This window comes from Pseudomonas sp. P7779 (assembly GCF_013386315.1).
Lineage (GTDB): Bacteria > Pseudomonadota > Gammaproteobacteria > Pseudomonadales > Pseudomonadaceae > Aquipseudomonas.
Window position 1 is genome coordinate 42,662 of the sequence record NZ_JACARZ010000074.1, and the last position, 25,810, is coordinate 68,471.

The following is a 25,810-nucleotide window of genomic DNA, read 5'->3' on the forward strand; positions in this document are numbered from 1 at the left end:
ATTCGGGAGTACACATATGACGGTCTGGATAGTGGTGTCAATCCTTGCGCTGGTTTTAAGCCCCCTGGCGTGGCTGCGTCCTTCGCGCCATTCGAGCGGGCGCATGGCTTTGCGCATGGAGGCGCGGCGCATTGGCCTGGCCATGCAACTGACGCCCCAGGAATGGCCACACTGGCTCAAGCACGAGCCGCCAAGCCCGTGTGCCCAGTATCACCGGCCACGGCGTGGCACCACGCGGGTGACCTGGAGTTACTGGCAGTTGGAGCCGGGGGTTTGGGTCAATCAGTGGCAGGAAACCTGCGTCGATGAAAAGTTGTTGCCACATTTTGCGACGCTGCCGGCAAACGTCTACAAAGTCGAAGCCGACAAGCAAATGATCACCCTGTACTGGGGCGAGAAGGGCGAGTTGAGCGTGTTGCAGGACATTGACGCGGTGCTCAAGGCGCTGGCCTGAGATTCCTGCGGGCATTAAAAAGCCCGAAAGCATCATCGGGCTGGAGTTGGCCAGGCAGGCCGGTAATTCGTTTTCAGTGCCGCTAGCCTAGCCGCATATTCGGTTCTGTACAGCCCTTTAAATCAAAATTCACATTATTGATTTCGCGAATGATTAAACATTGGCGGGGCGATGCCGGCTACCCCGGGTTCTGAAATGACTGAAAAGTCGCGTTTTTGCGGCCCTTTCGAGCGATTGACAATTCTTCGGATTTGGCTGAAGGTGACGTACCCAAATCAAACGGGCGTATGAATTGAGCGTTTGTCTTTCAGACCGTTCGTACAGAATCCCGACTATCGCGTTGGCGGGTGTGCCTGGCAAATTGGCGTTAGCATCGACGGAAACGTCAGTGCCTACGCTGAATCCTGCGTCCGACGTGTACTGTTCAGCTTCCATATCGTGGAGATCAGTTGATGATTTACGAAGGTAAAGCCATCACGGTTAAGGCTCTTGAAAGTGGCATCGTCGAATTGAAATTCGACCTCAAGGGTGAGTCCGTCAACAAGTTCAACCGTCTAACCCTGAATGAATTGCGTCAGGCCGTAGACACCATCAAAGCAGATGCTTCGGTCAAGGGCGTGATCGTCTCCAGCGGCAAGGACGTGTTCATCGTCGGCGCTGACATCACCGAATTCGTCGACAACTTCAAGCTGCCCGATGCCGAGCTTGTGGCTGGCAACCTCGAAGCCAACAAGATTTTCAGCGATTTCGAAGACCTCAACGTGCCGACCGTTGCCGCGATCAATGGCATCGCCCTGGGCGGCGGTCTGGAAATGTGCCTGGCCGCCGACTTCCGCGTGATGTCTGCCACCGCGAAAATCGGCCTGCCGGAAGTCAAGCTGGGCATCTACCCAGGCTTCGGCGGTACCGTGCGCCTGCCGCGCATCATCGGTGCCGACAATGCCATCGAGTGGATTGCCGCCGGCAAGGAAAACCGTGCTGAAGACGCGCTGAAAGTCGGCGCCGTGGATGCTGTGGTGGCTCCCGACAAGCTGGCAGAAGCCGCGCTGAACCTGATCAAGGGCGCCATCAGCGGCGAATTTGACTACAAGGCCAAGCGTCAGCCAAAGCTGGAAAAACTCAAGCTCAACGCCATCGAACAGATGATGTCGTTCGAAACCGCCAAGGGTTTCGTGGCTGGCCAGGCCGGCCCGAACTACCCGGCGCCGGTTGAAGCGATCAAGACCATCCAGAAGGCCGCGAACTTCGGTCGCGACAAAGCCCTGGAAGTCGAAGCCGCTGGTTTCGTCAAACTGGCCAAGACCTCTGCCGCGCAGAGCTTGATCGGTCTGTTCCTGAACGATCAGGAACTGAAGAAAAAGGCCAAGGCCTACGACGAAATCGCTCGCGACGTGAAACAGGCTGCCGTACTCGGCGCCGGTATCATGGGCGGCGGTATCGCCTATCAGTCGGCGTCCAAAGGCACGCCGATCCTGATGAAAGACATCAACGAGCACGGCATCGAGCAGGGTCTGGCAGAAGCCGCGAAACTGCTGGTAGGCCGCGTTGATAAAGGCCGCATGACTGCAGCGAAAATGGCTGAAGTGCTTAACGGCATTCGTCCGACCCTGTCCTACGGTGATTTCGGCCACGTCGACCTGGTGGTCGAAGCGGTTGTCGAGAACCCGAAGGTCAAGCAGGCGGTACTGGCTGAAGTTGAAGCCCAGGTGAAAGAAGACACGATCCTGGCGTCCAACACCTCGACCATTTCCATCACCTTGCTGGCCAAGGCCCTCAAGCGTCCGGAAAACTTCGTCGGCATGCACTTCTTCAACCCGGTGCACATGATGCCGCTGGTGGAAGTGATCCGTGGCGAGAAGTCCAGCGAGCTGGCCGTTGCCACCACCGTTGCCTACGCCAAGAAAATGGGCAAGAACCCGATCGTCGTCAATGACTGCCCGGGCTTCCTGGTCAACCGCGTACTGTTTCCGTACTTCGGCGGTTTCGCCAAGCTGGTCAGCGCCGGTGTGGACTTCGTGCGCATCGACAAGGTCATGGAAAAATTCGGCTGGCCAATGGGCCCGGCGTACCTGATGGACGTGGTCGGCATCGACACCGGCCACCACGGTCGCGACGTAATGGCTGAAGGCTTCCCGGACCGCATGAAAGACGACCGCCGCTCGGCGATCGACGCGCTCTACGAAGCCAAGCGCCTGGGCCAGAAGAATGGCAAGGGCTTCTACGCCTACGAGACCGACAAGAAGGGCAAGCAGAAGAAAGTGGCCGACCCATCGGTTCACGAAGTACTCGCGCCGGTCATCTACGAACAGCGTGAAGTGTCCGACGAGGACATCGTCAACTGGATGATGATCGCCCTGTGCCTGGAAACCGTGCGTTGCCTGGAAGACGGCATCGTTGAAACCGCAGCCGAGGCCGACATGGGCCTGGTCTACGGTATTGGTTTCCCTCCATTCCGTGGTGGTGCGCTGCGTTACATCGATTCCATCGGTGTGGCCGAGTTCGTTGCCCTGGCTGATCAATACGCTGATCTGGGCCCGCTGTACCACCCGACTGCGAAGCTGCGCGAGATGGCCAAGAACGGCCAGAGCTTCTTCGGTTAAGTGCCCAGACGACTAGAGCGAGAATATTTATGAGCTTGAATCCAAGAGACGTCGTGATTGTCGACTTCGGTCGTACTCCGATGGGCCGCTCCAAGGGCGGCATGCACCGCAACACCCGTGCCGAAGACATGTCGGCGCACCTGATCAGCAAATTGCTGGAACGCAACGTCAAGGTCGATCCGAACGAAGTCGAAGACGTGATCTGGGGCTGCGTCAACCAGACCCTGGAGCAGGGCTGGAACATCGCCCGCATGGCTTCCTTGATGACGCAGATCCCGCACACCGCTGCCGGCCAGACCGTCAGCCGCCTGTGTGGCTCGTCCATGAGCGCGCTGCACACCGCTGCCCAAGCGATCATGACCGGTAACGGTGATGTGTTCGTGGTCGGCGGCGTGGAGCACATGGGCCACGTCAGCATGATGCACGGTGTGGATCCGAACCCGCACATGTCCCTGTACGCGGCGAAAGCCTCGGGCATGATGGGCCTCACCGCTGAAATGCTTGGCAAAATGCACGGCATTACCCGCGAAGCCCAGGATGCATTCGGCCTGCGTTCCCACCAGTTGGCCCACAAGGCCACCGTGGAAGGCAAGTTCAAGGATGAAATCATCCCGATGAACGGCTACGACGAGAACGGTTTCCTGAAACTGTTCGACTACGACGAAACCATTCGTCCGGACACCACCCTGGAAAGCCTGGCGGCCCTGAAGCCGGCCTTCAATCCAAAGGGCGGCACCGTGACAGCCGGTACTTCGTCGCAGATCACTGACGGTGCTTCGTGCATGATCGTGATGTCGGCCCAGCGTGCCCAGGACCTGGGCATCCAGCCGATGGCCGTGATCCGTTCGATGGCAGTCGCAGGTGTGGACCCGGCAATCATGGGCTATGGTCCAGTACCGGCCACACAAAAAGCATTGAAGCGCGCAGGCCTGACTATCTCCGACATCGACTTCTTCGAGCTCAACGAAGCTTTCGCCGCACAGGCCCTGCCAGTGCTGAAAGATTTGAAAGTGCTCGACAAGATGAACGAGAAGGTTAACCTGCACGGCGGCGCGATTGCCTTGGGTCACCCGTTTGGGTGTTCCGGCGCTCGTATCTCCGGCACGTTGCTTAACGTGATGAAGCAAAATGGCGGCAACCTTGGGGTTGCAACCATGTGCATTGGCCTCGGCCAAGGCATCTCCACCGTCTTCGAACGTATCTAAACGTTTCGTTGACGGAAGCCGGGGCCCAGTGCCCCGGTTTTTGTTTTTTGGAATTTTTTATATTTTTTTTTAACAAATTTTGTAAGAGGGCCAGAGCATGAAAGTCGAACCAGGGCTCTACCAGCATTATAAAGGTCCGCAGTACCGCGTTTTTAATGTGGCGCGGCATTCCGAGACCGAAGAGGAAGTGGTGTTTTACCAAGCACTGTATGGCGATTACGGCTTTTGGGTGCGTCCCTTGAGCATGTTCCTTGAGACCGTCGAAGTTGACGGCGAACAGGTCCCGCGCTTTGCTTTGATGCAGGCCGAACCCAGCCTTTTTTCCGTGCAATAAAGGCAGGCCGCGCAGAATGCTGCGCTTGACCTCACCTTGTTGCCACTATATATAGCGTTGCCGCGTCAGGCGCCAACCGCCTTTCACTTCTCGAATTCAGGAATTTTCCGATCCATGGGCAAATCGCTGGTCATTGTGGAATCCCCGGCTAAGGCCAAGACCATCAACAAGTACTTGGGTAACGAGTACGTGGTGAAGTCGAGTATCGGCCATATCCGAGACCTGCCCACCAGCGGTTCGGCTAGCGCCAGCAAGGAGCCTGCCGCCAAGCGCGGCAAGGCGGCTGCGGGCGAAGGTCCGGTGCTCACGCCTAAAGAGAAAGCGCGCAAGCAGCTGGTCTCGCGCATGGGTGTCGATCCCGATCATGGCTGGAAAGCCAAGTACGAGATCCTCCCGGGCAAGGAAAAGGTCATCGAAGAGCTGCGCCGGCTCGCCAAGGATGCTGACACCATCTATCTCGCAACCGACTTGGACCGCGAAGGGGAGGCTATTGCCTGGCACCTGCGGGAAGCCATCGGGGGTGACGACAGCCGCTACAAGCGCGTGGTGTTCAACGAAATTACCAAGAAGGCGATCCAGGAAGCCTTCTCCAAGCCGGGCGAACTGGACATTGACCGCGTCAATGCCCAACAGGCGCGTCGCTTCCTCGACCGTGTCGTGGGTTACATGGTCTCGCCGCTGCTGTGGGCGAAAATCGCCCGTGGCCTGTCCGCCGGCCGTGTGCAATCGGTTGCGGTAAAGCTGGTGGTGGAGCGTGAACGCGAGATTCGTGCGTTCAACCCCGAAGAATATTGGGAAGTGCACGCTGACCTGGGCACTGCCAAGGGCAACAACGTACGCTTTGAAGTGGCCCGCGAGAAAGGCGAGGCCTTCAAGCCGCTCAACGAAGCCCAGGCCATGGCCGCGCTGGAGAAGCTCAAAGCTTCCAGCTACAGCATCGTCAAGCGGGAAGACAAGCCCACCAGCAGCAAGCCGTCGGCGCCGTTCATCACCTCCACCCTGCAACAGGCCGCGAGCAACCGCCTGGGCTTCGGGGTGAAGAAGACCATGATGATGGCCCAGCGTCTGTATGAAGCGGGCTACATCACGTATATGCGTACCGACTCCACCAACCTGTCGCAAGACGCGGTGGCGATGGCGCGTACTTATATTGAAAGCGAATTCGGCAAGAAGTACCTGCCGGAGAAGCCTAACGTCTATAGCAGCAAGGAAGGCGCACAAGAGGCTCACGAAGCGATTCGTCCCTCCGACGCCAACACCGAGCCAAGCAAGCTGAGCGGCATGGAGCGCGACGCTGAGCGCCTCTACGAGCTGATCTGGCGCCAGTTCCTGGCGTGCCAGATGCTGCCGGCGCAATACCTGTCGACGACTGTCAGCGTGGGTGCTGGTGACTTCGAGCTGCGTGCCAAGGGCCGTATCCTCAAGTTCGACGGTTACACCCGCGTGATGCCGCAAATCGCCAAGCCGGGCGACGACGATGTGCTGCCGGACATGGCTCAGGGCGATGTGTTGAAGCTGATCAAGCTCGACCCGTCCCAGCACTTCACCAAGCCGCCGGCGCGTTATTCGGAAGCCAGCCTGGTCAAGGAGATGGAAAAACGCGGTATCGGTCGTCCTTCGACCTATGCGGCGATCATCTCCACCATCCAGGACCGCGGCTACGTGGCCTTGCACAACCGTCGTTTCTACTCGGAAAAGATGGGCGACATCGTCACCGAGCGCCTGTCCGAGAGCTTCTCCAACCTGATGGACTACGGCTTCACCGCCGGCATGGAAGAGAACCTCGATGACGTGGCCCAGGGCGAACGCGACTGGAAAAACGTGCTCGACGAGTTCTACGGCGACTTCAAGAAGAAACTTGAAGTGGCTGAAAGCGCCGAGAACGGCATGCGGGCCAACCAGCCGGTGATGACGGACATTCCGTGCCTCACTTGCGGCCGCCCGATGCAGATTCGTACCGCCTCCACCGGTGTATTCCTCGGTTGCTCGGGTTACAGCCTGCCGCCGAAAGAGCGCTGCAAGGCCACCGTCAACCTGGTGCCGGGCGATGAAATCGCGGCCGATGACGAGGGTGAATCTGAGTCTCTGGTATTGCGTGGCAAGCACCGTTGCCCGATCTGCAGCACGGCAATGGATGCCTACCTGCTGGACGAGAAGCACAAGCTGCACATCTGCGGTAACAACCCGGATTGCAACGGCTACGAGATCGAAGAAGGCACTTACCGCATCAAGGGCTACGAAGGCCCGAGCCTGGAATGCGACAAGTGCGGCAGCGAGATGCAGCTCAAGACCGGCCGTTTCGGCAAGTTCTTCGGTTGCACCAACCCGACGTGCAAGAACACCCGCAAACTGCTGAAAAGCGGTGACGCGGCGCCGCCGAAGATGGACCCGGTGAAGATGCCTGAGCTCAAGTGCGAGAAGGTCAACGACACCTACATCCTGCGTGATGGTGCTTCGGGGCTGTTCCTGGCTGCCAGCCAGTTCCCGAAAAACCGTGAGACCCGTGCACCGCTGGTGATCGAGATCGTGCCCCACAAGGACGAGATCGATCCGAAGTACCACTTCCTCTGCGAAGCGCCGAAGAAGGACCCGGACGGTCGTCCGTCCGTGATCCGCTACAGCCGCAAGACCAAGGAGCAGTACGTGCAGACCGAGGTTGAAGGCAAGCCTACCGGCTGGAAAGCGTTCTACGACGGTGGCAAGTGGAAGGTCGAGGACAAGCGCCAGGGCGCTTGATACGATCAGCTACATGCACAAAGGCCGCCTTGATAGGCGGCCTTTTTTTTGCGCTTGCAGTGGCCTTGGCTGATCCGTGACACTGTTCAGCCAGCATCACGCCTTATTCGTTGTGGAGACTGCCTTCATGGCCAACGAACTCTATACCCGTACCAACCAGAAAATTTACTTCGCGGGTTTGTCCCTGGAAGCCCTTGGCCGTGCCGAGGAAGGAAAGGAGATGAACGCTATCGCGCTGGTACAGGCCGGGCGTGAAGCCGCGCTGTTCCACCTGTATGGCGCCTTGCTTGGCTTGTGCCATGAGATTGCCGGGTTCTACCGCCTGCCGCAGGCCGGCTCGCCGCGTGCGGAAATGATCATCCACCGGGATGTGCTGGAATCCATGGCCATCCCGGAGCTGGCCGAGCTGGTGGAAATGGCGCAAAGCCCGGACAGTTGGCTGGCGCGCTTGCTGGTAGCCCACGCGGAGATGTTCCAACCGCCACGGGTGAAGCACACGCCCAAAGGCGATGTGACCCAGCCGCTGATCGTGGCCGTAAGCCTGGACGAAGAAGGACCCGAGCCGTTGAGCCGGGAAGAGCTGGAAAGCTGGCGGCAGGAGCTGAAGAAGTTGGCCATTCGGTTTCGGGATGGATTGAACGAGTGCTGAAGGCTTCTCGCTGACAACTACCGCTTTGTGGCGAGGGAGCTTGCTCCCGCTGGGTTGCGAAGCAGCCCCAAGGCTTTTCAGGCCTGGCAGTGTCAGCTGTCGGAGGGCCGCGGCTCAGCCCAATGCGGGCAAGCCCGCTCGCCACAAGACTGATATAATGCCGGCCTTTCGTGGAGAACAGACTTTTATGCCAACGTCCTTTCTGGAAATTGTTGAGTTGCCCGACGGCCGAATCGAGCTGCGCCGGGCTGAGGACGAGGGTTCTCTGGTGATCTTGGATTTTTCCGAGGACGCAAAAGCGTTCCTGCAGGGCCAGCACGTGGAAGTGGCAAAAGCCATGTTGAGCGTAGGTGTGCAGATGGCGGGGCGCCTGGCTGAAGGCGAACCGGAAAAGGAAGACGGTCCGCGGATTCTTCACTGAGTCCGTCTGTCGACTTTTTTACAGGCTTCAATTGTGCAGATTGGCTTCTCAATTCTGAAGAAGCCTCGCGTCATGGCGGATCCTGACAGCTGTCAGTTACCCGCGTATCGTTTTATCCCAACCGAATGTTCAAGCTTTGCGCATCACCTGTGCGGGCGGCGCTGATCAGTTGCTGCCTGGCCGCTGTGGTCAGCGGGTTCAGCCAGCTGACCACCGTATGGCTACGGCCCAGGCGCAAGGCTTCGCAGGTCAACTGCTGGGCGCTTTGAGCACCACGGGGTTGCAGCAACAGGATGCGTTCGCGGTTCAGGCCGGCATCCCGCAACCAGGCCTGGGTCAGGCTGGATGGCGGGGCGATCAGCGTCAACCAGCGGGCGTCCTGTTCCTCGCTCAGTTCGCGAAGGATCGGCGCCAACAGGCTCAGGCAGTTCCCGGCAGCACCGCGCAACGACAGTTCACTGAACGCCTCGGGTTCGGCGCTCCAGGGCGCTTCGACCACTTCCTTGAGGATGGGCGCAAGGGGCTGGGCCATAAAGGCCTCAAACAGCGACAGTTGAGTGTGTTGTGGGGTCTGTAGGAACTGCATGATGCCTCCGTTAGCGGCGAATAACGCCGACGCTCAAGCCTTCAATCACCAGGTCCTGATCCTTCAGGTTCACTTCAATCGGCGCGAATTCGGGGTTCTCGGCCAGGAGCCAGACCTTGCTGCCTTCGCGCTTGAAGCGTTTGACCGTCACTTCATCGCCGATACGGGCGACGACGATCTGGCCATTGCGAGCTTCACGTGTGGTGTGGACGGCCAGCAGGTCGCCGTCGAAAATGCCCACGTCCTTCATGCTCATGCCATGGACCCGCAACAGGTAGTCGGCACGGGGATGGAAGAAGGTCGGGTTGATGTTGCAGGATTCCTCGACGTGCTGTTGCGCCAGGATCGGCGCACCGGCTGCGACGCGGCCGATGATCGGCAGTGTCGACTCGTCGGCCTTGGCGTCGAAGCCAGGGATGCGAATACCGCGTGAAGCACCCGGGGTCATCTCGATCGCGCCTTTGCGGGCGAGGGCCTTGAGGTGTTCTTCAGCGGCGTTGGGTGACTTGAATCCCAGTTCCAGCGCAATTTCCGCCCGGGTCGGCGGGTAGCCGTTGTCATCGAGGCAGCGCTTGATAAAAGCCAGAATCTCAGCTTGGCGTGGCGTCAGTTTTAGCATGTTGATCGCTCTGTCTTTTTATACAGTGACTGGGATTATATACAGTGGACTGCGCTTGGCAATCACCGTTTTCACTCACTCCGCTGGACGGTCATTTATCACCTGTCCTACACACTGGAGACAGCGCTGCCTACAGACCTTGGCGAATGTGATTAAATGGCCATGAAATAGCTGACCGGCCAGCCGCAAACCGACCTGCAGGCTTGACAAGACATAGCTTGAAACGTATGTTTCAAACAAGTGTTTGTCAGGCGGAGTAGCCATGGCCCAGTCGGAAACCGTTGAACGCATTCTCGATGCTGCCGAGCAGTTGTTCGCGGAAAAAGGATTTGCTGAAACTTCATTGCGGCTGATTACCAGCAAGGCCGGGGTCAACCTGGCGGCAGTGAACTACCATTTCGGCTCCAAGAAGGCGCTGATCCAGGCCGTGTTCTCACGTTTCCTGGGGCCTTTCTGCGTCAGCCTCGACCGTGAGCTGGAGCGTCGCCAGGCCAAGCCTGAAAACAAGCCAAGCCTGGAAGACCTGCTGGAGATCCTCGTCGAACAAGCCCTGGTGGTTCAGCCACGCAGCGGCAACGACCTGTCGATCTTCATGCGCCTGTTGGGCCTGGCGTTCAGCCAGAGCCAGGGCCACCTGCGCCGCTACCTTGAAGACATGTACGGCAAGGTGTTCCGCCGCTATATGTTGCTGGTCAACGAAGCCGCCCCGCGTATCCCGCCAATCGAACTGTTCTGGCGCGTGCACTTCATGCTCGGTGCCGCGGCATTCAGCATGTCCGGGATCAAGGCACTGCGTGCGATTGCCGAGACCGACTTCGGCGTCAACACCTCCATCGAGCAGGTGATGCGCCTGATGGTGCCGTTTCTCGCTGCGGGCATGCGTGCCGAAACCGGCGTCACCGACCAGGCCATGGCCGCCGCCCAATTGCGCCCGCGCAGCAAGTCAGTACCGGTCCCGGCCAAGGTTTAACCCCTCCCGGGTGTGCGCGGCCGCTTGCATCCGCTAAGCTAGCCGCCCATGCCGATTTCAGCTATCTATCCACAGCCCGTTGCGCTCGCTGAGCGTCCGTCTCCAGATTCAATCCTGGCGATGCGATCTCGCGGGGGCTTCGGGCTGCGTGCGTTATTTAAGGAAGCTATATGACCCAAGCCCTGCAAGGCTCTTTGATGGTGGACGTTGCCGGCACCTGGCTGACGGCTGAGGATCGCCACTTGTTGCGTCAGCCCGAGGTGGGCGGCCTGATCATTTTTGCACGCAATATCGAGCATCCTCGGCAGGTGCGTGAATTGAGCGCGGCGATTCGCGCCGTGCGCCCGGACCTATTGCTGGCGGTCGATCAGGAAGGCGGCCGAGTGCAGCGCTTGCGTCAGGGGTTTGTGCGTCTGCCGGCGATGCGTGCCTTGGCCGACAACCCGAATGCGGAGCAACTGGCCGAGCAGTGCGGTTGGATCATGGCAACCGAAGTGCTGGCGGTTGGCCTGGACCTGAGCTTCGCCCCGGTGCTGGACCTCGATTACCAACGCAGCGCCGTTGTGGGCACTCGCGCCTTCGAAGGCGACCCCGAGCGCGCCGCCGTGCTCGCGGGCGCCTTCATCCGTGGTATGAACAGCGCCGGTATGGCGGCCACCGGCAAGCACTTCCCCGGCCACGGCTGGGCCGAAGCCGATTCCCACGTCGCCATTCCCAACGACGAGCGCAGCCTGGAACAGATTCGCGCCAATGACCTGGTGCCTTTCGCGCGCCTGAGCAAGCAACTGGCAGCCGTCATGCCGGCCCATGTGATTTATCCACAAGTGGACGCGCAACCGGCCGGCTTCTCCCGGCGCTGGTTGCAGGACATCCTGCGTAGCGAGTTGCAGTTCGACGGGGTGATCTTCAGTGACGACCTGTCGATGGCGGGGGCTCATGTGGTCGGTGATGCTGCCAGTCGTATTGAGGCGGCGTTGACTGCCGGTTGCGACATGGGCCTGGTGTGCAACGACCGCGCCGCCGCCGAGCTGGCCCTGAGTGCCGCCCAGCGCATGAAGGTCACTCCGTCGGCGCGTATCGCGCGGATGCGTGGCCAGGCGGTGGCTTCGACCGAGTACAAGCAGGATCCGCGTTGGCTGGCTGCGTTGGGTGCGCTGCGGGATGCTCAGTTGATCGACTGACAACTGCGGTGCGCCCTTCGCGAGCAAGCCCGCTCCCACATCCGACCGCATTCCTCCAGGGTATATGCGGTCAAATGTTGGAGCGGGCTTGCTCGCGAAGGCGATCTAACAGTCAGCGCTTTTCCTGCTTATGAGGCAACGGCGCAAACAACGCCTCGATATCCTCATTCCCCAACTTCCAATCCCCCGTCGTCCGCCCATCCAGAACGCCCGCCGCCAGATCAGACTTTTCCTGCTGCAAATGCTGGATTTTCTCTTCCACGGTGCCCCGGGCAATCATCTTGTACACAAATACCGGCTTCTCCTGGCCGATGCGATACGCACGGTCGGTGGCCTGGTTTTCCGTGGCCGGGTTCCACCACGGGTCGTAGTGAATCACCGTGTCGGCTTCCGTCAGGTTAAGTCCGACGCCGCCTGCCTTCAGGCTGATCAGGAAGATCTGCAGCTTGCCGCTCTGGAAGTCTTTCACCGGCGTGCGCCGATCCCGCGTCTGACCGGTAAGCAGCGCATAAGCCACGCCGCGCTTCTTCAACTCGGCCTCGATCAGGCTCAGCATCGAAGTGAACTGGGAAAACAGCAGAATCCTGCGGCCTTCGGCAAACAGCTCTTCGAGCATCTCCATCAAGCTGTCGAGTTTGCCCGAGCTACTGCCCTTTGCCGGCAGGGTTGCATCATTGACCAAGCGTAAATCACAGCACACCTGGCGCAACTTGAGCAGCGCCTCCAGGATGATGATCTGGCTGCGCGCCACACCCTTGCGGGTAATCTCGTCGCGGACTTTCTTGTCCATCGCCAGGCGCATGGTTTCGTACACGTCGCGTTGGGCTTCGTTGAGGTCGACCCAGTGGATGATCTCGGTCTTGGGCGGCAGCTCGGTCGCCACCTGTTCCTTGGTGCGACGCAGCAGGAACGGCTTGATCCGACCATTGAGGTGCTGCAATCGCACATCGCTGCCGCGCTTTTCGATCGGTACGCGGTAATCGCGGTTGAAGCTCTTCACGTCCCCCAGCCAACCCGGCAGCAGGAAGTGGAACAGCGACCACAGCTCGCCCAAGTGGTTTTCCAGCGGTGTACCGCTGAGGCACAGGCGCTGGCGGGCGTTCAGCTCGCGGGCCGCCTGGGCCGCCTTGCTGTTGGGGTTCTTGATGTACTGCGCTTCGTCAAGGATCAGCACGTGCAAGGGCAGGGCGGCCAGTTGCTCGATGTCCTTGGGCAGCAGGGCGTAGGTGGTCAGCAGCAGGTCGTAGTCCTGCAACTGAGGGAAATGTTTCTTGCGCCCCGCGCCGTATAACGCCATGACTTTGAGCTGCGGCGTGAAGTGCGCCGCTTCGTCGAGCCAGTTCGGGATCAGGCTGGTGGGCATCACCACCATGCACGGGCGGTCCAGGCGTCCGGCGATTTTCTCGCTGAGAATATGCGCCAGGGTTTGCAGGGTTTTGCCCAGGCCCATGTCATCCGCGAGAATCCCGCCGACGTCGAGTTGGCGCAGCGACTGCATCCAGCTCAGGCCTTCCAGTTGATAAGGGCGCAACGTTGCGTTCAAGCCTTCCGGCGCTTCGCAGCTGAAATCCTTGATGTCCCGCAGGCGCTGGGCGAAGTTGCGGATCTTTTCGCCGCCTTCCCATTGCAGCGGCAGGTCTTCCAGCGGGTTCAGGCGAATCGCGTCGGCCTTGGCCAGGCGCAGCGCGGTGGTGCCGGGCTCTTGCAGGTAGAACTCGCCCAGGGTTGCCAGCACCGGTTTCAGCCGGCCATAAGGCAGCGCCACTTGCAGCGGGCCGTGGCCGTTGGGCAGGCCGGGAATGTTCACCAGGATCAGTTCGTCATCACGGCGCCGGGCGAGTTTTTCCGGGTTGAGGATCTCGGTGTGGGAGCGCATCAGGTTCAACAGGATCGGCAGAAGACTCAGGCGTTCGCCGTTGACGATGATCCCCAGCTCCAGGTCGAACCAGTCGCGCTCCGGCATCTCGTCGACGCTGGCGTACCAGTCGTCGACGGCGCTCAGGTCAAAACCGAAATCTTCGTCGATCTGTAGTTCCCAACCCTGGGCGCGCAGGTTCGGCGAGGCATTCAGGGTGAAGTTAAGCCACGCGCTGTCATTGACCATCTCGAACAGCTCGCCGGCGCTTTCCGGCAGGGCCTTGCTCTGGCGGGTGGCGATCTTGAAGCCCAGCAGGCGCAGCTGTTCGCGAAACTGCTGCTCCACCTCGGGGTGGCGCTTGATCCGCAGGCTCTGTTGTTCCTGGCGCACGATAATGTCGGCGTTCTTCTGGCCGCTGACGTAGTTGCCCAAATAGTTGAAGGACAACGCTGCGCGATGCTGGATATAACGCTGCATCTTGCCGTTGCGCGGCTCGAAGGCACTGAACTCGATACTCGCCAGCCACAGGCGCGGCACCGGTTGCACGTCTTCCATCACCACTTGCGGCAACACCACGCGGTTATCCAGCACCGCCTGGAGCTTCTCCAGCAACTCGGCATCCTGGGCCGCCGCCGGGTAGGCCAGGGTTTCCTGGACCTTGAGCAACACGGCGGCGATGTGTTTGCAGTTGGTGTGCACGGGGCAGGTGCAGCGGCTGTCCACCAGGATCAGCGTGCCCTTGGCGGATTCGCGCAGGGAGATGGTCTGGCGGTAGACATTGCCACCCGAGCCTTCGCAGCTGGCAATGATGGTGCTGTCGCCGGACTCGACGATACGCACGCGGTTTTCCAGGGCGTAGCGTCGGCCACGCTCGAGGCTTTGCTCTTTAAAGCGATTGGCCCACGAAGGGGCCAGGGGTTTGGTCAACGACGACGTCAGCGGCATGGTGCTGGATCAGTCCTGGACATCGGGCGGTGGAGCGCTGGGCGGCTTGGCGGTCAGCGAAGTGATCTTGATCAGCAGGGCGAGGTGGCCGCCGTCCAGGTAGTTGAGCTGGTTGTTCTTGGTGCGCACGTCTTGCTGGCTGAGGTGTTCGCTGGCGATGACGCTGCCGTTGGCGTCGAACTGGTTGACCCAGAAGTCTGCGTCGATATCGGTAAAGCGCCCAAGCTGCAGGTTCAGGGTACCTTCGATGGGGAACTGGCCGAACTGTTCCTGGCCATCGCTGATGGCCAGCTTCACCGGTTGCTCCCCGAGATTCTGTTCCCAGGACTTGTGCAGCAATACGGTGTAGTCGCTGCTGGCTTGCAGCTTCTCGACAATATTGCCCAGTCGTGGCGGGCTCATTTTGTCAGTCCCCAGGCGTGGTGCACCGGCGTCCCAGTTTTCCGGCGCCGCACGGCTGTTGATCACCGGCTCGGCGTTCTGGCGCACCAGGATCATCTCCACCAGGTACGGGCTGTCGGCGAACGCCGAAGGCGCAACGACCACCAACAACAAGCTCAAAATGCGGAACAGGCGCATTGGGGCGTCCTTCAAGCAGATTTCGGGATGAGGCGCTCAAACAGCGCCTCCAGTGTATTAAAGCGTTCTTCGGCGCGTTCCATCGGCACCATGAATTTGAACAGCGTAGCCCCTTCGAACTTGTAGCGATTGGGCTGGCCCTGAATCAGCTTGATCAGCACCAGTGGGTCCACCGGCGTCTGCGCTTCGAATTCGATACGCCCACCTTGCGGCCCGGCGTCGACCTTCTTGATGCCCAGTTGCTCGGCCTGCAGTTTGAGCAGGGTCAGGCGCACCAGGTTCTTGGTCGGCTCCGGCAACAGGCCGAAGCGATCGATCATCTCCACTTGAAGGTCCTTGAGACCTTCTTCGTCGGTGGCCGAGGCGATGCGCTTGTACAGGATCAGTCGCGCGTGCACATCCGGCAGGTAGTCTTCGGGGATCAGCGCCGGCAGGCGCAGGTTGATCTCCGGGCCGCCACCCAGCGGTTGGTCGAGGTTCGGTTGTTCGCCCTTGCGGATGGACTTCACCGCGCGCTCGAGCATTTCCATATACAGGGTGAAGCCGACGGCCTGGATCTGCCCGCTCTGGCCGTCGCCCAGCAGTTCGCCGGCGCCGCGGATTTCCAGGTCGTTGGTGGCCAGCACAAAGCCGGCGCCGAGGTCCTGGGTGTTGGCGATCGCTTCCAGGCGCTTCTCGGCGTCGGAAGTGATCTGCTGGCGCGGCGGTGTCAGCAAATAGGCGTACGCCTGGTGGTGACTGCGCCCGACCCGGCCGCGCAATTGATGCAGTTGGGCCAGGCCGAACTTGTCGGCGCGCTCGATGATGATGGTGTTGGCGCTCGGCACGTCGATGCCGGTCTCGATGATGGTCGAGGCGATCAGCACGTTGAAGCGCTTGTGATAGAAGTCGCTCATCACCTGTTCGAGTTCGCGCTCGCGCATCTGCCCGTGGCCGATGGCGATCCGTGCTTCCGGCACCAGTTCGGCGAGGTCGGCGGCGCATTTCTCGATGGTTTTTACATCGTTGTGCAGGTAGTACACCTGGCCGCCGCGCAGCAACTCGCGCAGCAGGGCTTCCTTGACCGTGCTTTTGTTCTGCTCCATGACGAAGGTGCGCACCGACAACCGGCGCGCCGGCGGCGTGGCGATGATCGAGAGGTCGCGCATGCCCGACACCGCCATGTTCAGCGTGCGCGGAATCGGCGTGGCGGTGAGCGTCAGGATGTCGACTTCACTGCGCAGGGCCTTGAGCTGTTCTTTCTGGCGAACCCCGAAGCGGTGCTCTTCGTCGATGATCACCAGCCCGAGGTTCTTGATCTTCACGTCATCCGACAGCAGCTTGTGAGTGCCGATGACAATGTCGGTCTTGCCTTCCGCCAAGTCGGCGATGGCCGCATTCACTTCCTTGGCCGATTTGAAGCGGCTCATCACTTCCACGGTCACCGGCCAGTCGGCAAAGCGGTCGCGGAAGCTGTTGTAGTGCTGCTGGGCGAGCAGGGTGGTGGGGACGAGGATCGCCACTTGGCGGCCACCGTGCACCGCAATAAACGCTGCGCGCATTGCCACTTCGGTCTTGCCGAAGCCCACGTCGCCGCACACCAGGCGGTCCATCGGCTTGGGCGCCAGCATGTCGGCGCGCACGGCATCGATGGTGGTTTGCTGGTCCGGGGTTTCTTCGAAGGCGAAGCCGGCGCTGAAGGTGGCGTAGTCGGCTTTTGGGTCGGCAAACGCATAACCTTCGCGGGCGGCGCGGCGGGCATAGATGTCGAGTAACTCGGCGGCCACATCGCGTACCTGTTCGGCGGCCTTGCGCTTGGCTTTCTGCCAGGTCTCGGAGCCCAGGCGGTGCAACGGCGCGAGGGCGTCGTCGCTGCCGGTGTAGCGGGCGATCAGGTGCAGGTTGGCCACGGGCACATAAAGCTTGGCGCCCTCGGCGTATTCCATGGTGAGGAATTCGGCCACCTGGTTGTCGATCTCCAGGGTCTGCAGGCCCAGGTAACGGCCCACGCCGTGGTCGATATGCACCACCGGCGCGCCTTCGCGCAGTTCGGTGAGGTTCTTGATCACCGCATCGTTGTTGGCATCGGCGCGCTTTTCCCGGCGGCGGCGCTGCATCACCCGTTGACCGAACAGCGGGCTTTCGGCAATCAGTGCCAAGGCCGGGTCGTCCAGCAGCAGGCCTTCGTCCAGCGGTGCGATGGTGATCGCCAGGCGGTCCTTGCTCGCGACAAAGTCCGGCCAGCTGTCGACGGTTTTCGGCCGCAGCTTCAGGCGTTCCAGCAACTCCAGCAGCACCTCGCGGCGCCCGGCGGACTCGGCGGTAAACAGCACGCGGCCGGGGAAGTCACCGAGGAAATTCGACAATGCTTCCAGCGGCTGGTTGGCCTTGGCTTCAATCGCCAGGTTCGGCAGCGCTTGCGCCGGAAAGCGCTCGCGGCCGGCGCCTGCATCCACGTCCTGCTGGCTGGCGACTACTCGCGGCCAGTTTTTCAGGCGAGCGAAACAGTCTTCCACCGGCAGGAACAGCTCGGCCGGTGGCAATAAAGGACGGGACGGGTCGACGCGGCGTTCTTCATAACGGTTGCGCACGTCATTCCAGAAATTCTCCGCCGCCTGTTCGATGCCTGGCAGCGAGAACACCTGGGTGTCCTGGGGCAGGTAATCGAAGAGCGTGGAAGTTTCGTCGAAGAACAGCGGCAGGTAGTACTCGATACCGGCGGGGGTAATCCCGCTGCTCAAGTCCTGGAAGATCGGGCAGCGACGGAAGTCCACGTCGAAGCGCTCGCGGAAACGTGCCTTGAAGCGCGTGACCGCGTCTTTTTGCAGCGGGAACTCCCGGGCCGGCAGCAGCTTGATCGACTGCACCTTGTCGATGGAGCGCTGGTTTTCCGGATCGAAGGTGCGCAGGGTTTCGATTTCGTCGTCGAACAGGTCGATCCGGTAGGGCAGTTTGCTGCCCATCGGGAACAGGTCGATCAACGCGCCACGCACGGCGAACTCACCGTGCTCGTACACCGTGTCGACGCAGCGATAGCCGCTGGCCTCAAGCCGGGTGCGCATCTGCTCCACATCGAGCTTCTGGCCGATATCCAGCACCAGGCTGCTGCCCAGCAGGAACTTGGTCGGTGCCAAGCGGTGCAGGGCCGTGGTGATCGGCACCACCAGCACGCCGTGGGCCAGTTCCGGCAAGCGGTACAGGCTGGCGATGCGCTGAGAAATGATGTCCTGGTGCGGCGAGAACAGATCGTAGGGCAGGGTTTCCCAGTCCGGGAAATGCAGTACCGGCAAATCGGGGGCGAAGAAACTCAGCTCCTGTTCCAGCCGCTCGGCACTTTGGCTGTCGGCGGTGAGCAGCAGGGTAAAGCGCTTGGCAGCGCTGGCAGCCTCGGCGATGGCCAGGCTCAGGGCGGCACCGGGCAGATTGCCCCAGTGCTGTTTACCTGCCGCGGCAGGGAGAAGCGGTAGACGCAGAACGGGCACGGAAGGTTGAGCTCCAAGCGTTGCGACAAAGTCGGTAATTGTAACGGCCCGGAGTGCCGCCTGTCAGTTGCTGACTGAGCCTATTACGGTTTGTAGGAAATGTAGTGGCTAAGACAAACAAAGGTGCCTTTTGACTCATTATGTAGTGCCGAAATCGGTGTATGTTTCGGAGGGTTACGGACACTTTGTCACATTGGTCCAACAGGGGGTGCGCTGGAAGCCGCGTATTTACTGGGCTGCAGAGGGGCGATATTTTTTTGCAAGGGGTTTTGTTGCGGGCCGCGCATTGCTCCGAGGGCGGTCGGGCGGCATAATGTAGCCCCTTTTTTCTGCCCCTACATGTGGAAGGTTCCCGTGACTCAGAAGCCCGACCAGTGTCTTGGTGAATGGATCGACCGTGAAGCACTCGCTGAAGCGATGATTCCGCTTATCGGTCAGCTATACCGCAATAACAACGTGGTGAGCTCGATCTATGGCCGCAGCCTGATCAACCAATCAGTCATCGCGATTCTCAAGGCTCATCGCTTTGCTCGCCATCGTTCTGCCGACGATAGCGAACTCTCCGTCCACGAAACATTCCCTCTGCTTAAAGCCATGAGCGAGCTCAAGCTCGGCGCGGCTTCGGTAGACCTGGGCAAGCTGGCCTATAAATTCCGCAAGGAAGGCGCTGGCCGCACCGCCGAGCAGTTCGTACGTGAAGAAATGGCCGACGTGGTTGGCCAGCAAAACGCCGCAGCCCGCAAAGGCACCGACGTTGTGCTGTACGGTTTCGGTCGTATCGGCCGCCTGCTGGCGCGCATCCTGATCGAAAAAACCGGTGGCGGCGACGGCCTGCGCCTGCGTGCCATCGTGGTGCGTAAAGGTGCTGAAAACGACCTGACCAAGCGCGCGAGCCTGCTGCGTCGTGACTCGGTCCACGGTCCGTTCAACGGCACCATCGTCATCGACGAAGAAAACAACACCATCACCGCCAACGGTAACCTGATCCAGGTGATCTACGCGAAGAACCCGTCTGAGGTGGATTACACCCAGTACGGCATCAAGGACGCACTGCTGGTGGACAACACCGGTGTGTGGCGTGACGCCGAGGGCCTGGGCCAGCACCTGGCGTGCCCGGGTATCGACCGCGTTGTCCTGACTGCGCCTGGCAAGGGCAAGCTGAAGAACATCGTGCACGGCATCAACCACGGTGAAATCACCGCTGACGACAAGATCGTGTCCGCCGCTTCCTGCACCACCAATGCCATCGTGCCGGTGCTGAAGGCTGTGAATGACAAGTTCGGCATCGTTAACGGTCACGTTGAAACGGTTCACTCGTACACCAACGACCAGAACCTGATCGACAACTTCCACAAGGGCGATCGCCGTGGCCGTAGCGCCGCGCTGAACATGGTGATCACCGAGACCGGTGCTGCCACCGCTGCTGCCAAGGCCCTGCCTGAGCTGGCCGGCAAGCTGACCGGTAACGCGATCCGTGTTCCGACGCCGAACGTGTCGATGGCCATTCTCAACCTGAACCTTGAGAAAGCCGCCACCCGTGAAGAGATGAACGAGTACCTGCGCTACATGGCGCTGCACTCCGATCTGCACAAGCAAATCGACTTCGTCAATTCGCAGGAAGTGGTTTCCACCGACTTCGTGGGCTCGCGCCACGCCGGTGTGGTGGACGCTGAAGCGACCATCACTCAAGACAACCGCGTTGTTCTGTACGTCTGGTACGACAACGAATTCGGTTACAGCTGCCAGGTGGTTCGTGTGATGGAAGACATGGCCGGGGTTAACCCGCCAGCATTCCCGCGCTAAGCATCAGCGGTAAATGAAAAAGCCCCGACTGGTTCGGGGCTTTTTTATGTCTGTTGTTTTTGTGTTGCTTGTACCGGCCTCATCGCAGGCAAGCCAGCTCCCACATGTTGATTTGTGAATACATTTCAAATGTGGGAGCGGGCTTGCTCGCGAAAGCGACCTATCAAGCGCCGCCGACTACAGAGGCCTGCGCGGTACGCAGTTCATGCCGGTTGCCCTTGAACAGAATCAGCGTGGCGATCAAGCCCAGCACCGCCGCGCCGCTGAGCCAGATGCCCGGTGCGGCCTTGTTGTCCAGCACGTGGATCAGGTAGGTACAGGCCGCCGGAGTAAAGCCACCAAAGGTTGCCGTCGCCAGGCTGTAGGCCAGGGAGAAACCGGTGGTGCGCACTTCTACCGGCATGATTTCGGTCAGCGCTACAACCATCGCGCCGTTGTACGAGCCATACAGGAACGACAGCCAGAGCAGCACGATCAGCAGATGGCTGAAGCTCGGATTGGCCACCAGCCAGGACAGCGCTGGATAAGCGGTGAGGATCGCCAGAATAGTCGCCCCCAGCAGCAGGGGTTTACGCCCGATCTTGTCGGACACCGCGCCCATCACCGGCAGCCAGATGAAGTTCGAGATGCCGACGCACACGGTGACCAGCAGCGCGTCGAAGTCCGAAAGGTGCAGTTCGGCCTTGCCGAAGGTCGGGGTGTAGGCGGTGATCAGGTAGAACGACACGGTGGTCATCACCACCAGCGCCATGCCGGCGATGACGATGCCGAAGTTCTGGCCGATCGAGCGGACGATTTCCTGCAGGGTAGGGCGGTGTTTGCGCGCCTGGAATTCCGGGGTTTCTTCCAGGGAGCGACGAATCACGAAGATCACCGGCACGATCAGGCAGCCGATCAGGAACGGCACGCGCCAGCCCCAGTCACCCATTTCTTCCGGGCTGAGCCAGTGGTTGAGGCCTACGCCCAGCAGGCCGGCGAATACCACGGCGGCTTGCTGGCTGGCGGACTGCCAGCTGACGAAGAAGCCTTTACGGCCTGCAGTGGCGATTTCCGCCAGGTACACCGACACGCCGCCCAGTTCGACACCGGCGGAGAAGCCTTGCAGCAGGCGGCCGAACAGCACCAGCAACGGCGCCGCGACGCCCAGGGTGGCATACCCGGGAACGCAGGCAATCAGGATGGTACCGGCGGCCATCATCGCCAGGGTGATCACCAGGCCTTTTTTACGGCCGTGACGGTCGATGTAGGCACCGAGGAAAATCGCGCCCAGAGGACGCATCAGGAACCCGGCACCAAAGGTCGCCAGGGACAGCATCAGGGACGCGAACGCGCTGTCGGTGGGGAAAAATGTCTTGGCAATGGCCGTGGCGTAGAAGCCATAGACCATGAAGTCGAACATCTCAAGGAAGTTACCGCTGACAACGCGAAAGATCGCCTTGCCCTTGCCCGTTGTAGTGGACATGTCATGCACTCATTTTGGCTATCTTATTAGTAATCCCTGGTCGCAACCGTCCTTGCTGTTGAAGCTCTGGCACGAGGCTGGCGCTGAACAGTTTTGTAACGATATGTGTATAAGCCACCACAGGCAACAAAAAACCGATAGCAAGCTGGCAAATTGCCGCAGGCCTCCCGGTGATGAAAATACAATGCGGGAGCGGGCTTGTTCGCGAAAACGGTGTGTCAGTCAGCTTATGAGCCACTGACACACCGCATTCGCGAGCAAGCCCGCTCCCACAGGGTTTTTGCGATCAGTTGAGGAGGGTGCTACGCAGGCTGTCGGACAAGCCTTTTGGTGCCAGCCAGATGCCGAGATAAGCCTTGGCCAGTTCGTCATTGCGACTGCTGAACACCACCGTGCCGTTGATTTCCAGGTTCAGGCCGCGCTGAGGCTGGAAGTCCAGCGCATAACGGTCGCCGCTGCGGATGTTGCGGAAGCTTTTGTGCAATTGATCCAGTTCAGGCTTCAGGCGGGCGAGGGTGGCGGGTGTTTGCAGACGTTCGAGGGTGGCAGTGGCGGCCTTGATCACATCGTTGCGATCGATATTGCGAAAGTAATACAGCTCCAGGCGCAGGTCTTTTTGCTGATCCAGGGCTTGTTTGGCGCTCAGGTCAGCCTGGGCGAACAATGCCGCCGCATAGACGTCTGCCCAGAGGTAGGTCAGGACGGCCTGGTTTTTCAGCACCAGTTGATGAGATTGCGGCGGAAAATCGGCTTGTTTGAGGCGATCAGCCTCATTCGCCAGAACCGGGACCGAAAACATCAGCAATAAACAAATGACGACATGCTTCATAATGGCCAGTCCTGAAAAGGTGCTTGCCTACAGGTTAATTCAATAACGAGCGCCGTGTAGTAAAGGCAAAACTGGCCTACGACGCGACCAAGGGTTAATGTGCGCGACGTTGAGCGTTCTATAGACTGTGCCCCGGCTCACACACTTGAGCCACATTGATCCTTCATGACCGCTGGCCGCGGCATGATTTAGCCAGGCGTCCAACCGTGCGCCCTGGCCTGTTCTGAGGAGTACGCATGGCTGTCTACAACTACGACGTGGTGGTACTGGGTTCCGGCCCAGCTGGAGAAGGTGCGGCGATGAACGCCGCCAAAGCAGGGCGCAAGGTGGCGATGGTCGATAGCCGTCGCCAGGTCGGCGGTAACTGCACCCACCTGGGTACCATCCCGTCCAAGGCCTTGCGTCACTCGGTGCGCCAGATCATGCAGTTCAACACCAACCCGATGTTCCGGGCCATTGGTGAGCCGCGCTGGTTCTCGTTCCCGGACGTGCTCAAGAGCGCTGAAAAAGTCATTTCCAAACAGGTTGCCTCGCGTACCGGCTTCTATGCCCGTAACCGCGTCGACCTGTTCTTCGGCACCGGCAGCTTCGCCGACGAGCAAACCGTCGAAGTGGTCTGCGCCAACGGCGTGGTCGAGAAGCTGGTAGCCAAGCACATCATCATCGCCACCGGCTCGCGTCCGTATCGCCCGGCGGATATCGATTTCCACCACCCGCGTATCTACGATAGCGACACCATTCTCAGCCTGGGCCACACCCCGCGCAAACTGATCATCTATGGCGCCGGCGTGATCGGCTGTGAATACGCCTCGATCTTCAGCGGCCTGGGTGTATTGGTCGAGCTGGTGGATAACCGCGACCAGTTGCTGAGCTTCCTCGACTCGGAAATTTCCCAGGCGTTGAGTTACCACTTCAGCAATAACAACATCACCGTGCGCCACAACGAAGAGTACGAGCGGGTCGAAGGCCTGGACAACGGTGTGATCCTGCACCTGAAATCCGGCAAGAAGATCAAGGCCGACGCCTTGCTGTGGTGCAACGGCCGTACCGGCAACACCGACAAGCTGGGCATGGAAAACATCGGGGTCAAGGTCAACAGCCGTGGCCAGATCGAAGTCGACGAGAACTACCGCACCTGCGTACCGAACATCTACGGTGCCGGTGACGTGATTGGCTGGCCAAGCCTGGCCAGTGCCGCCCATGACCAGGGCCGCTCGGCCGCTGGCAGCATTGTCGACAACGGCAGCTGGCGCTACGTCAACGACGTGCCGACCGGGATCTACACGATTCCCGAGATCAGCTCGATCGGCAAGAACGAGCACGAACTGACCAAGGCCAAGGTGCCTTATGAAGTCGGCAAGGCGTTCTTCAAGAGCATGGCGCGTGCGCAGATCGCCGGTGAGCCCCAGGGCATGCTGAAGATCCTGTTCCACCGCGAGACTCTGGAAGTGCTCGGCGTGCATTGCTTCGGCTATCAGGCGTCGGAGATCGTGCACATCGGCCAGGCGATCATGAGCCAGCCGGGTGAGCTGAATACCCTCAAGTATTTCGTCAACACCACGTTCAACTACCCGACCATGGCTGAAGCCTATCGGGTAGCGGCCTACGACGGCCTCAACCGGCTTTTTTGAGCGGCTCCGGCCGGTGGCCTGAGCCGGCCGGGGAGACCGATTTCAGTAATTCCCGAGGGTGGCAGTGGCCAAACCGGGAAAGTCTGTAATCAGGCTATCTACGCCGAAGTCGGCGAGCCTGCGCATCAGCGCGGGTTCGTTGACGGTCCATACGGACACGTGCAAACCCTGGCGCTGGGCTTTTTCCAGACGCTCAGGGGTGCACAACGTCCAGTTCAACGCCAGAATCTCACAGCCATAGTTGGCCGCGACCTTCAACGGGTCGAGCCAGGCGTATTCGGCTACCAGCCCGCGGGACAGGTCCGGGGTGAGGTCCAGCGCCGCTTTCAACACTTCCCGCGAGCTTGAGGTCACGGTGACCTTGTCCATCAGCCCGAAACGCTGAGCCATTTCACGGATCGCCAGCACGGTGGTTGCCGCGCGGGTGCGCGATGCGCTTTTGACTTCCAGTTGCCAGTGGTCGAAGTCGCACTGTTCGAACAGCTCTTCCAGGCGCGGGATCGGGCAAGGGTTGACCCAGCCCGGGCCGCCTTTGCGCGCGTCCATCTTGACCAGGTCGGCGGCTGAGTACTCGACGACCTTGCCGCGCCGGTCGGTGGTGCGCTTGAGCGTCGGGTCGTGGATGACCATCAGCTCGCCGTCCATGGACAGGTGCAAATCCAGTTCGCAGCGGCGCACGCCGTGCTTGAGGCATTCCTGGAAGCTGGTCAGGGTGTTTTCCGGTGCTTCGCCTTTGGCACCGCGGTGGCCATAAATCAGGGTCACAGTTGCTCCTTTACGCCAGGGTTCCTGGCTGGATGGATGACGCGACGCGCCATTCAATGATCGTATTCAGGTGTCGGATTCGTCGCTTTTTTCCCGCGCCAGGCGCCGTTCCTGGGCCTGTTTCTGCAGGATATAGCGTGCCAGCAACTGGCGTTGGGCATCGGTCATGGCTTCGAATTCCGTGCCGATTTCAAAGCCACCGGTCTTGGCATCGCAATGGGTCACCTTGGCTCGCAGCAACAGCCCGAGGGCTTGCGGCATCAGCACCAGCTTGACCGCCAGGTGGCTGTCGGGTTGGATCGCCGTGGGGTTCAGGAACTCGATGCCGCCTTCGGAGATGACCACGGGCTGCGGCGTACCGATCTCGCCCAGCAGGCTTTGCGCCATGATCTGGCTGAGCAAATCCATGCGTTTGTTCTGCACTTTGAGGAAGGCGGCCAGGGTGCGGTCCCGCTCGCCGATCTGGCGCAGCAAGTGCTGGGATTCAAATTCACTCAGGTGCAACTCGCTGAGCAGATTGAACAGCGGCGAATCATCCAGCAACACTTCCTTGCTCAGCGCTTCCGGGCCCGACAGTGGGGTAATTTCCAGTGCGATCATGTCCTCGATACGGTAGTATTCGCGGCGATCTTCTTCATCTAATGTCGACATGGCGAACCCAAGGCAGCGGTGATGGTCTGAGTGTAAAGCTGCTTACCTGACCCCGCCACAAGGACGTCTTC

Annotated in this window: 20 protein-coding genes; 11 read left to right on the top strand and 9 right to left on the bottom strand. The window is 60.3% G+C overall.

Annotation, left to right across the window (positions count from 1 at the left end):
- Window positions 1-16: 16 nt before the first annotated feature.
- From HX869_RS21150 to HX869_RS21180, 7 genes are all read left to right on the top strand, one after another.
- On the top strand, window positions 17-454 hold the full coding sequence (locus tag HX869_RS21150) for a hypothetical protein (RefSeq protein WP_003218981.1): 438 nt from the start codon (window positions 17-19) through the stop codon (window positions 452-454).
- A 452-nt stretch (window positions 455-906) separates the two neighbouring features.
- A complete protein-coding gene (gene fadB / locus HX869_RS21155) occupies window positions 907-3,054 on the top strand; it encodes a fatty acid oxidation complex subunit alpha FadB (protein ID WP_003218979.1) in 2,148 nt (715 codons plus the stop codon).
- Window positions 3,055-3,083: 29 nt separating this feature from the next.
- Window positions 3,084-4,259 carry an acetyl-CoA C-acyltransferase FadA gene (gene fadA, locus HX869_RS21160; protein WP_003218978.1) on the top strand — a complete coding sequence of 392 codons (1,176 nt, stop codon included), beginning with the start codon at window positions 3,084-3,086 and terminating at the stop codon, window positions 4,257-4,259.
- A gap of 97 nt (window positions 4,260-4,356) precedes the next feature.
- Window positions 4,357-4,593 (top strand): DUF1653 domain-containing protein, encoded by a 237-nt coding sequence (locus tag HX869_RS21165; RefSeq protein ID WP_008437597.1) that lies wholly within the window; start codon window positions 4,357-4,359, stop codon window positions 4,591-4,593.
- Window positions 4,594-4,707: 114 nt separating this feature from the next.
- Window positions 4,708-7,329 carry a type I DNA topoisomerase gene (gene topA, locus HX869_RS21170; protein WP_017477200.1) on the top strand — a complete coding sequence of 874 codons (2,622 nt, stop codon included), beginning with the start codon at window positions 4,708-4,710 and terminating at the stop codon, window positions 7,327-7,329.
- Window positions 7,330-7,456: 127 nt separating this feature from the next.
- Window positions 7,457-7,978 (top strand): DUF6586 family protein, encoded by a 522-nt coding sequence (locus HX869_RS21175; protein WP_003218971.1) that lies wholly within the window; start codon window positions 7,457-7,459, stop codon window positions 7,976-7,978.
- A gap of 187 nt (window positions 7,979-8,165) precedes the next feature.
- The gene (locus HX869_RS21180) at window positions 8,166-8,399 is read left to right on the top strand and encodes a hypothetical protein (protein ID WP_003218969.1); all 234 of its coding nucleotides are present in this window, start codon (window positions 8,166-8,168) and stop codon (window positions 8,397-8,399) included.
- A 112-nt stretch (window positions 8,400-8,511) separates the two neighbouring features.
- Here HX869_RS21180 and sulA read toward each other — a convergent pair whose 3' ends face one another.
- Both sulA and lexA read right to left on the bottom strand, forming a co-directional pair.
- On the bottom strand, window positions 8,512-8,985 hold the full coding sequence (gene sulA, locus HX869_RS21185) for an SOS-induced cell division inhibitor SulA (RefSeq protein ID WP_003218967.1): 474 nt from the start codon (window positions 8,983-8,985) through the stop codon (window positions 8,512-8,514).
- A 10-nt stretch (window positions 8,986-8,995) separates the two neighbouring features.
- Window positions 8,996-9,604 (bottom strand): transcriptional repressor LexA, encoded by a 609-nt coding sequence (lexA, locus tag HX869_RS21190; protein WP_178903595.1) that lies wholly within the window; start codon window positions 9,602-9,604, stop codon window positions 8,996-8,998.
- Window positions 9,605-9,866: 262 nt separating this feature from the next.
- Between lexA and psrA the strand changes: the two genes are divergently transcribed.
- On the top strand, window positions 9,867-10,574 hold the full coding sequence (gene psrA, locus HX869_RS21195) for a transcriptional regulator PsrA (RefSeq protein WP_178903596.1): 708 nt from the start codon (window positions 9,867-9,869) through the stop codon (window positions 10,572-10,574).
- Window positions 10,575-10,744: 170 nt separating this feature from the next.
- The gene (nagZ, locus tag HX869_RS21200; protein WP_177117264.1) at window positions 10,745-11,755 is read left to right on the top strand and encodes a beta-N-acetylhexosaminidase; all 1,011 of its coding nucleotides are present in this window, start codon (window positions 10,745-10,747) and stop codon (window positions 11,753-11,755) included.
- A 112-nt stretch (window positions 11,756-11,867) separates the two neighbouring features.
- Here nagZ and HX869_RS21205 read toward each other — a convergent pair whose 3' ends face one another.
- The 3 genes from HX869_RS21205 to mfd are packed head-to-tail and all read right to left on the bottom strand — an operon-like array spanning window position 11,868 to window position 18,598.
- The gene (locus HX869_RS21205) at window positions 11,868-14,558 is read right to left on the bottom strand and encodes a DEAD/DEAH box helicase (protein WP_003218960.1); all 2,691 of its coding nucleotides are present in this window, start codon (window positions 14,556-14,558) and stop codon (window positions 11,868-11,870) included.
- 9 nt (window positions 14,559-14,567) lie between these two features.
- Window positions 14,568-15,137, bottom strand: a complete 570-nt coding sequence (locus HX869_RS21210) for a CsiV family protein (RefSeq protein WP_003218957.1) — start codon at window positions 15,135-15,137, stop codon at window positions 14,568-14,570.
- A gap of 11 nt (window positions 15,138-15,148) precedes the next feature.
- A complete protein-coding gene (mfd, locus tag HX869_RS21215; protein WP_178903597.1) occupies window positions 15,149-18,598 on the bottom strand; it encodes a transcription-repair coupling factor in 3,450 nt (1,149 codons plus the stop codon).
- 339 nt (window positions 18,599-18,937) lie between these two features.
- On the opposite strand from mfd, the gene HX869_RS21220 reads away from it, so the two are divergent.
- On the top strand, window positions 18,938-20,401 hold the full coding sequence (locus HX869_RS21220; protein WP_023659083.1) for a glyceraldehyde-3-phosphate dehydrogenase: 1,464 nt from the start codon (window positions 18,938-18,940) through the stop codon (window positions 20,399-20,401).
- A 163-nt stretch (window positions 20,402-20,564) separates the two neighbouring features.
- On the opposite strand, the gene HX869_RS21225 is transcribed toward HX869_RS21220, so the two are convergent.
- Window positions 20,565-21,863 carry an MFS transporter gene (locus tag HX869_RS21225; RefSeq protein WP_177068683.1) on the bottom strand — a complete coding sequence of 433 codons (1,299 nt, stop codon included), beginning with the start codon at window positions 21,861-21,863 and terminating at the stop codon, window positions 20,565-20,567.
- A 286-nt stretch (window positions 21,864-22,149) separates the two neighbouring features.
- A complete protein-coding gene (locus HX869_RS21230) occupies window positions 22,150-22,692 on the bottom strand; it encodes a chalcone isomerase family protein (protein ID WP_178903598.1) in 543 nt (180 codons plus the stop codon).
- A gap of 236 nt (window positions 22,693-22,928) precedes the next feature.
- Here HX869_RS21230 and sthA point away from each other — a divergent pair, with 236 nt between their 5' ends.
- Entirely contained in the window at window positions 22,929-24,323 is a 1,395-nt protein-coding gene (gene sthA, locus HX869_RS21235) for a Si-specific NAD(P)(+) transhydrogenase (protein ID WP_177040092.1), read from the top strand.
- A 42-nt stretch (window positions 24,324-24,365) separates the two neighbouring features.
- Here the strand turns inward: sthA and HX869_RS21240 are convergent, their stop codons facing one another.
- Together HX869_RS21240 and HX869_RS21245 are read right to left on the bottom strand one after the other, a co-directional pair.
- Window positions 24,366-25,088: a glycerophosphodiester phosphodiesterase family protein gene (locus HX869_RS21240; protein WP_003218946.1), complete on the bottom strand. Its 723-nt coding sequence runs from the start codon at window positions 25,086-25,088 to the stop codon at window positions 24,366-24,368.
- Window positions 25,089-25,154: 66 nt separating this feature from the next.
- Window positions 25,155-25,739: a PilZ domain-containing protein gene (locus HX869_RS21245; protein ID WP_003218944.1), complete on the bottom strand. Its 585-nt coding sequence runs from the start codon at window positions 25,737-25,739 to the stop codon at window positions 25,155-25,157.
- Between the last annotated feature and the right edge of the window lie 71 nt (window positions 25,740-25,810).

Coding starts and splice junctions, on each gene's coding strand:
- HX869_RS21150 (WP_003218981.1), top strand. CDS start 17: ATGACGGTCTGGATAGTGGTGTCAATCCTTGCGCTGGTTTTAAGCCCC.
- fadB (WP_003218979.1), top strand. CDS start 907: ATGATTTACGAAGGTAAAGCCATCACGGTTAAGGCTCTTGAAAGTGGC.
- fadA (WP_003218978.1), top strand. CDS start 3,084: ATGAGCTTGAATCCAAGAGACGTCGTGATTGTCGACTTCGGTCGTACT.
- HX869_RS21165 (WP_008437597.1), top strand. CDS start 4,357: ATGAAAGTCGAACCAGGGCTCTACCAGCATTATAAAGGTCCGCAGTAC.
- topA (WP_017477200.1), top strand. CDS start 4,708: ATGGGCAAATCGCTGGTCATTGTGGAATCCCCGGCTAAGGCCAAGACC.
- HX869_RS21175 (WP_003218971.1), top strand. CDS start 7,457: ATGGCCAACGAACTCTATACCCGTACCAACCAGAAAATTTACTTCGCG.
- HX869_RS21180 (WP_003218969.1), top strand. CDS start 8,166: ATGCCAACGTCCTTTCTGGAAATTGTTGAGTTGCCCGACGGCCGAATC.
- sulA (WP_003218967.1), bottom strand. CDS start 8,985: ATGCAGTTCCTACAGACCCCACAACACACTCAACTGTCGCTGTTTGAG.
- lexA (WP_178903595.1), bottom strand. CDS start 9,604: ATGCTAAAACTGACGCCACGCCAAGCTGAGATTCTGGCTTTTATCAAG.
- psrA (WP_178903596.1), top strand. CDS start 9,867: ATGGCCCAGTCGGAAACCGTTGAACGCATTCTCGATGCTGCCGAGCAG.
- nagZ (WP_177117264.1), top strand. CDS start 10,745: ATGACCCAAGCCCTGCAAGGCTCTTTGATGGTGGACGTTGCCGGCACC.
- HX869_RS21205 (WP_003218960.1), bottom strand. CDS start 14,558: ATGCCGCTGACGTCGTCGTTGACCAAACCCCTGGCCCCTTCGTGGGCC.
- HX869_RS21210 (WP_003218957.1), bottom strand. CDS start 15,137: ATGCGCCTGTTCCGCATTTTGAGCTTGTTGTTGGTGGTCGTTGCGCCT.
- HX869_RS21220 (WP_023659083.1), top strand. CDS start 18,938: ATGTGGAAGGTTCCCGTGACTCAGAAGCCCGACCAGTGTCTTGGTGAA.
- HX869_RS21225 (WP_177068683.1), bottom strand. CDS start 21,863: ATGTCCACTACAACGGGCAAGGGCAAGGCGATCTTTCGCGTTGTCAGC.
- HX869_RS21230 (WP_178903598.1), bottom strand. CDS start 22,692: ATGAAGCATGTCGTCATTTGTTTATTGCTGATGTTTTCGGTCCCGGTT.
- sthA (WP_177040092.1), top strand. CDS start 22,929: ATGGCTGTCTACAACTACGACGTGGTGGTACTGGGTTCCGGCCCAGCT.
- HX869_RS21245 (WP_003218944.1), bottom strand. CDS start 25,739: ATGTCGACATTAGATGAAGAAGATCGCCGCGAATACTACCGTATCGAG.